The organism is Testudinibacter aquarius, from assembly GCF_004342725.1.
Lineage (GTDB): Bacteria > Pseudomonadota > Gammaproteobacteria > Enterobacterales > Pasteurellaceae > Chelonobacter > Chelonobacter aquarius.
Genome location: NZ_SMCP01000012.1, coordinates 66285 through 72633 on the forward strand (window position 1 = coordinate 66285; position 6349 = coordinate 72633).

The window sequence follows — 6349 nt, forward strand, 5'->3', positions numbered from 1 at the left end:
TTAGCATAAAAATGTTTATTTATAATTTTTTCCGTTAAACTATAGCAAAGTTAAAAATATCAGATGAATACAGGAATGATGGATGGCTAAAGCATCACAAATACCACACTTTAAAGCCACTTTTTTGCACCCTAAATATTGGCCGTTCTGGATTGGATTGGCTTTTTTCAGGCTGCTGTTATTACTCCCCTATCCCTTTTTGTTAAAAATAGGCACGGGATTAGGCTGGATTTTTTCTAAATTGAGCATCGGCAAAAAACGAGCAAAAATTGTTCGCCGCAATCTGGAGCTTTGCTTCCCGCAAAAAAGTGAATCGGAACGGGAAGCCATTTTGCAAAAAAATCTCTATTCAGTGGGTATGGGCATTATCGAAACCGGTATGGCGTGGTTCTGGTCCGATAACCGGATAAAAAAATGGAGCACTGCCAGCGGCATTCAACATATTAAAAATCATCTCGATGGCGGGATTATTTTAGTCGGGGTACATTTTTTAACCTTAGAACTCGGTGCGCGGATTATCGGCTTGCACCAACCTGGTATCGGCGTTTATCGTCCCAACGACAATCCGGTATTTGATTGGATACAATACAAAGGACGAATTCGTTCGAATAAAGCGCTGCTCGACCGAAAAGATCTGCGAGGTATGATTAGGGCGCTACGCGAGGGAAACATGATCTGGTATGCACCAGACCATGACTATGGACGTAAAAACGCCGTCTTTGTGCCCTTTTTTGCGGTTCCCGATGCCGCAACTACCACCGGCTCGTACTATTTACTGAAATCAGTGCCGAATGCACATGTTGTGCCGTTCGCACCATTACGCAACAATGACGGTTCCGGCTATCATCTATCTGTATCTGAGCCGACTGCTTTCCCAGTATTACCGGATCAAAAACAGCTTGCGATAGAGATGAACCAACTGGTAGAACAAGAAATATTAAAAGGCGTTGATCAATATATGTGGCTGCATCGTCGCTTTAAAACGCGTCCAAACGAAGATGACCCATCACGCTATTAACGAAAAAACCGCACTTGAAGTGCGGTCGAAGTAGCCAATATCAGTTTTTTATAAAAGGATTGTTCTGTTTTTCGAGACCGATTTTAGTCGCTGGGCCGTGTCCGGCGATCACGATCATCTCGTCATTTAATTTAAACAGCTTTTGCCTAATTGAAGACAACAGCTGTTGATGATTACCGCGCGGAAAATCGGTGCGTCCGACACTGTTGTAGAACAGCACATCACCGCTAAACGCAATATTTTTTTGCTGTTCGATAAAACCAATATGTCCGGGAGTATGACCCGGCAAATGAAGAATTTCAAAATTCATATCACCAACAGTGATGATCTGCCCTTCCTTATCCAACCAATGATCGGGATAAAATACGGCTATTTCCGCTAAACCGAAACGTTGTGACTGCGCCGGTAGCGAGTCAAATAGAAATTGGTCGGCACTATTAGGCCCCCAAATCTCCACTTGAAAATGCTGTTTCAGCCGATCGGCAGCACCAACATGATCTAAATGCCCGTGCGTCAGCAGGATTTTTTCTAACTGAAGCTGTTGCGTTTCAATAAACTCGATTAACTTCTCAGCTTCACCACCGGGATCGATGATTGCAGCATTTTTCTGTTCATCCCAAATAATTGAGCAGTTTTGCTGAAAAGCGGTAACGGGAAGAATTTCAACATGCATAACATCACCGCCGTTTAGCTACCGCTCCAAGTGCGGTTAGGTCCAGTATCAATATGCACAAAGTTACTACGCGGATAATACCCAACTCCGCCATTATTTAAGCTAGTCGCCACTTTACGCACTTTCGCCAATGAAATGCCGTCAATCCGGAAGTCAATCGCTTGTCCACGAGTATGATAACTATTTTTCGCCACACCACGACTGCGAGCATTCATTGCGGCATTGGTTGCCGGTGCTCGATAACCACAGATAATTTGGATTTCGGTATTGCGAAGTCCTAAATTACCCTGAATTTGATAAAGCTTGCTGAACAGCTGCGGTTCGATGCGATGAATTTGCTGGGTACGGCGATCACGTAGCAGATGATCCAATTTTTTCAAATCGACTGCATTCGCAATTTTGCCATTTTTTAGCTGAGAAGTCAGACGTTCACCGGTATTGATATTTCTAAAAGTGAGCACTCGCGGTTTTGGTGTAGACACTGCCGCCAAGACTTCACTCGGCAAAAGTGCAGCACCTAATACCACTCCCCCCAATGCCAGCCAGCGACGGCGTTGATGATTAATTTCAGTCATAATATTACGATAAGTTAAGATTCTTAAATTGGAATAAATAATGCTCTTACTTCGACGACAAAAAAGAGCATAAGTTCAGTTTTAATGAAACGACTTAGGAAAACATAAAAAAAGCTATTATTCAATAGCTTTTTTATGATTTTCAGAGCAATGTCTCAAATTAATCGGCTTTAAAGCAATATTTGTTTAATTGCCTTCCAATTTACATCGGTTTTTGCCAATTTTTTATCATGGCCATAAATATCCGGCACCGTATGAATTTTGCCGTTATCCACCCACGCCGTAACATAATAGAGATAAACATCATCACGTTTACTTAAGTTAGCTGATGTGGTTTTCTTACTGGCAAGCACTTGATTTTTGCGCTCAGCACTCCAACCGTTCTCGCCCAGCAGCAAACTCGCCAGCTCATCGGATTTATGCACCCGAACACAGCCAGAACTCAACGCTCGGTCATTACGCGCAAACAAACCTTTTGATGGTGTATCGTGCAAATAGATGGCATCACTGCTCGGCATATTGAATTTATAGCTGCCTAAAGCGCTGTCACCACCCGGTGCTTGACGCAAACGGTATGGGAAATTTTTTGCCGTCATATTCTCCCAATCAATGGTATAAGGGTCAATCGTTCTCCCTTGTCCGTCGATAATAGTGTAGCCTTTACGATAAATATAACTTGGATCTTGCCGCACTTTCGGAATAATATCTTGATTGATATTCCGTACCGGCGCATTCCATGGTGGATTAACCACCACATTACTCAAACGGCTGTACATCACCGGAGTTTGGCGATCTTTTTTACCGACAATCACTTTCGACTGTAATACCAACTGTCCATCACGATAATAATATAGTTGGTAAGTCGGGATATTAACGAAAATGCCGTCAGTTTTGTTCGGCAATAATCCTAAGCGCTGAGCATTAATCGATAATTTATATAAATTATTGCTCAAATTCTGATTTAACACATTACGCGTTCCTGCCCCGACAATCCCGTCCGCTGTTAAGCCGTTTTTCGCTTGAAAAGCTTTTACCGCAGCTAACAATTCATCACCATAAATATCATCATTAGCAGAATAATCAGCGCTGAGGAAACCTTTACTTTGCAAAAGTATCGCCAAATTTTTAACATCTGCTGAACGCACACCGGGCTTCAAGGTTTCATTGACCGTTACCGAACTACCAATATTATCCGGCAATGAAACTAATACTTTATCGGCAGTTTGCTGATATTGTTTATTGGTTGGCGCTAAGTGTTGAACAAACGCAGCTAAACGGCCATCAGTGATAGCTTTCTTCCAATTTTCTAAACCAAGTTGGCTAGGTAATGCAGCTTTATACCCACTATTACCATACAGCCATTTGGTCGAATATTTTTTCAAATTCTCTTGATAGTGCAAATAGTTTAAAAATGCATCACTTAGTAAAATATCACGTTGCATAACACCATCTGTACGACTGATAAGCGCTAATTGCTCCGCCGAAGTAGCAGAAACACCACTCAATACCCAAACCACATACTGTTGCAAAAACGCTTTTTCAGCAGTTTTGTCTGTCCAAATCGGGGCAAATTCGTTAGCCGCATATAAATCTGCCAAAGCCGCTTCAAACTGAACCGGGGTTCCGGCTAAAAGTTGTTGTAGTTTTTGTTGTGCCTGTAAGGCAGCGGCAATTTGCGCTTCATCGACAACCGCACTTTCAGCGATATTAACATCAACTTCCGGCTGCACTGCCTCAACGGTTTGTACTGCTTCCGCCACAACCTGTTGTGTTGGATTTACCGCTTGCAACGGCGTTTCAGTAGCGGTTTGCTCTGCGAAAACAGACACCGAAAAAATCAGACCTGCCAAACAATATAAATTGCTTATTTTGTTTTTTTTGAACATATTTCAACCTTTTGGTATAAAAAACTGGCGATATTTTAACAAATTTAAGGCAATGATTAAATACAAATTTACTCAGTAAAAAAGCACACGAGAAAACCAGACAGCCTAACTAAATTCTGTTAAAATTTTTATTTTAAATTAGATAAATAGGAATATATGAAATTTTTATCATTTAACATCAATGGATTAAGAGCTAGACCAGCACAATTAGAAGCAATTGTCAGCAAACACCAACCTGATATTATTGGTTTGCAAGAAATTAAAGTCTCCGATGAAGATTTTCCCTATCATTTAGTTGAACATTTGGGCTACCATATTTTTCATCATGGTCAAAAAGGACATTATGGTGTCGCTTTACTTTGTAAACAACAACCGTTAGCAGTACGCCGTGGCTTCCCTGGCGACACAGAATCAGCGCAAAAGCGGATTATCATGGCAGATTTGGCAACAGCATATGGCACACTAACCGTTATTAACGGTTATTTTCCACAAGGCGAAAGTCGCGACCATGAAACCAAATTTCCGGCTAAAGAAAAATTTTATGCCGATTTACAAGACTATCTAGAAAACCATCTTCCGCCTGAAAATCAAGTTATTTTGATGGGTGATATGAATATCAGCCCAACGGATTTAGATATTGGGATCGGTGAAGAAAACCGTAAGCGCTGGCTGCGTACCGGCAAGTGCTCATTTCTCCCGGAAGAGCGCGCGTGGTTACAACGTCTGTTAAGCATTGGCCTGATCGATACCTTCCGGCAGCAGCATCCGCAAGCGAATGATAAATTCTCGTGGTTTGACTATCGTTCTAAAGGTTTTGATGAAAATCGCGGCTTACGCATCGACTTAATTCTTGCCAATACCGCACTTTCACAACATTGCGTTGAAACTGGTATTGATTTGGAAATTCGAGCAATGGAAAAACCCTCTGATCATGCACCGATTTGGGCTTCATTTAAATAGGTAATTTATTATGGAATCGAAAAATAGTTGGCAAACTTATCGTACTTCAATTAAAGGAACGGAAGCCATAATCACCGTAAACTTAAATATTACTGAAAAACTGGATACCCATTTATACCCATATGTCACTCATTTTTCAATTCCTTTTGCGTTTAATTCTACTGAAGCTATCTATGAGCAGGCGCAGTTAGATCAATTATCACAAACATTGCTACCATTAATGTCAATTGGCGAAAGCTTGTTCGTTGGCTATATTCTTTTGCAAAATAAAGTTACACTCTATTTTTATACTAAACACAGCGAGAGCTTTCATTCCCAGTTGCAGCAAATGAAATTAGATCATATTGATGAGATTGTCAGTCAAAGTGATCCAAACTGTGATTTATACTATGATTTTCTACTTCCATCCTCATTAGAAATGAAATTAAATGCTACTGTAGAAACATTAGCACTGCTTCATCAAGAGGGAGAGGATCTTTCACTATTACATGCCATCACTCACAAGTTTCAATTTGAAAATAGAGAGCTGATGGAAGAATTTATTGATTTTTACGCCCAACAATCGCTATTCAACATACAATATACCGATAAACCTGTTGAATATGATGATGAAGCATTTTATTTAGTCACATTGCAACATGAATCCGCTTTAGATGATGATAGTATTTTTAATTTGGTCGAAGAATTTGAGCTGCAAGCCGAGGAATACGCTGGTGAATACAATGGTTGGGAATGTCAAATATTAAACCAAGCCGGAAAATCATTACATTAACCCAAGTGCGGTTTGACCGCACTATTTTTTCATTTTGCCTTTTTCACCCCACTGTGACTGCTGTGGGGTATTTTTGTAATTTTGTAATCGAACGACACTCCACAGCGCTCTCAAAACCGCACTTTAACCACGATTAGCCTCGCTTAGCCGCAAACGCAAAAAACCCCTAACATCGCTGCTAGGGGTTCTCACTTTACTTACTTTCGTGTTCTTTGTATTTTTCGTGTTCGGTAAAATCCGGCGGTGTCCTACTCTCACATGGGGAGACCCCACACTACCATCGGCATTACAGCATTTCACTTCTGAGTTCGGCATGGGTTCAGGTGGGACTACTGCACTATCGCCGCCGGAATAATTCGGCTTGATTGTCTTGTTTCTTTGTTCTTTCAGTTTTTTTACTTCACTTTATTTCACTGTTATTATTCGGTCACAAGCTATTACTGATTCAAACTCTCTGAGCTTTGT

General features: G+C 40.9%; 6 protein-coding genes and 1 rRNA gene. 3 read left to right on the forward strand and 4 right to left on the reverse strand.

Features of this window, described 5'->3' with window-relative positions; genetic code table 11:
* The first annotated feature begins 82 nt into the window (after window positions 1-82).
* A complete protein-coding gene (gene lpxL, locus EDC16_RS11215) occupies window positions 83-1018 on the forward strand; it encodes an LpxL/LpxP family Kdo(2)-lipid IV(A) lauroyl/palmitoleoyl acyltransferase (RefSeq protein WP_132967938.1) in 936 nt (311 codons plus the stop codon).
* A 40-nt stretch (window positions 1019-1058) separates the two neighbouring features.
* Here lpxL and EDC16_RS11220 read toward each other — a convergent pair whose 3' ends face one another.
* The 3 genes from EDC16_RS11220 to EDC16_RS11230 all read right to left on the reverse strand — a co-directional run bounded on the left by EDC16_RS11220 (window position 1059) and on the right by EDC16_RS11230 (window position 4152).
* Complete coding sequence (locus EDC16_RS11220) at window positions 1059-1691, reverse strand: MBL fold metallo-hydrolase (RefSeq protein ID WP_132967939.1); 633 nt, start codon at window positions 1689-1691, stop codon at window positions 1059-1061.
* Window positions 1692-1705: 14 nt separating this feature from the next.
* Window positions 1706-2266, reverse strand: coding sequence for a peptidoglycan L,D-endopeptidase MepK (mepK, locus tag EDC16_RS11225; protein WP_132967940.1), 561 nt, complete (start codon window positions 2264-2266; stop codon window positions 1706-1708).
* A gap of 170 nt (window positions 2267-2436) precedes the next feature.
* A complete protein-coding gene (locus tag EDC16_RS11230; RefSeq protein ID WP_232517230.1) occupies window positions 2437-4152 on the reverse strand; it encodes a L,D-transpeptidase family protein in 1716 nt (571 codons plus the stop codon).
* 156 nt (window positions 4153-4308) lie between these two features.
* Here EDC16_RS11230 and xthA point away from each other — a divergent pair, with 156 nt between their 5' ends.
* Both xthA and EDC16_RS11240 read left to right on the forward strand, forming a co-directional pair.
* Window positions 4309-5112: an exodeoxyribonuclease III gene (xthA, locus tag EDC16_RS11235; protein WP_132967941.1), complete on the forward strand. Its 804-nt coding sequence runs from the start codon at window positions 4309-4311 to the stop codon at window positions 5110-5112.
* Between the two features lie 10 nt (window positions 5113-5122).
* Window positions 5123-5884 (forward strand): TIGR01619 family protein, encoded by a 762-nt coding sequence (locus EDC16_RS11240; RefSeq protein WP_132967942.1) that lies wholly within the window; start codon window positions 5123-5125, stop codon window positions 5882-5884.
* A 235-nt stretch (window positions 5885-6119) separates the two neighbouring features.
* Here the strand turns inward: EDC16_RS11240 and rrf are convergent.
* A 5S ribosomal RNA gene (rrf, locus tag EDC16_RS11245) occupies window positions 6120-6235 on the reverse strand.
* Between the last annotated feature and the right edge of the window lie 114 nt (window positions 6236-6349).

Excerpts from the sequence above, each read along its gene's own strand:
- mepK (WP_132967940.1), bottom strand. The coding sequence starts at position 2,266 with ATGACTGAAATTAATCATCAACGCCGTCGCTGGCTGGCATTGGGGGGA.
- EDC16_RS11240 (WP_132967942.1), top strand. The coding sequence starts at position 5,123 with ATGGAATCGAAAAATAGTTGGCAAACTTATCGTACTTCAATTAAAGGA.
- EDC16_RS11230 (WP_232517230.1), bottom strand. The coding sequence starts at position 4,152 with ATGTTCAAAAAAAACAAAATAAGCAATTTATATTGTTTGGCAGGTCTG.
- EDC16_RS11220 (WP_132967939.1), bottom strand. The coding sequence starts at position 1,691 with ATGCATGTTGAAATTCTTCCCGTTACCGCTTTTCAGCAAAACTGCTCA.
- xthA (WP_132967941.1), top strand. The coding sequence starts at position 4,309 with ATGAAATTTTTATCATTTAACATCAATGGATTAAGAGCTAGACCAGCA.
- lpxL (WP_132967938.1), top strand. The coding sequence starts at position 83 with ATGGCTAAAGCATCACAAATACCACACTTTAAAGCCACTTTTTTGCAC.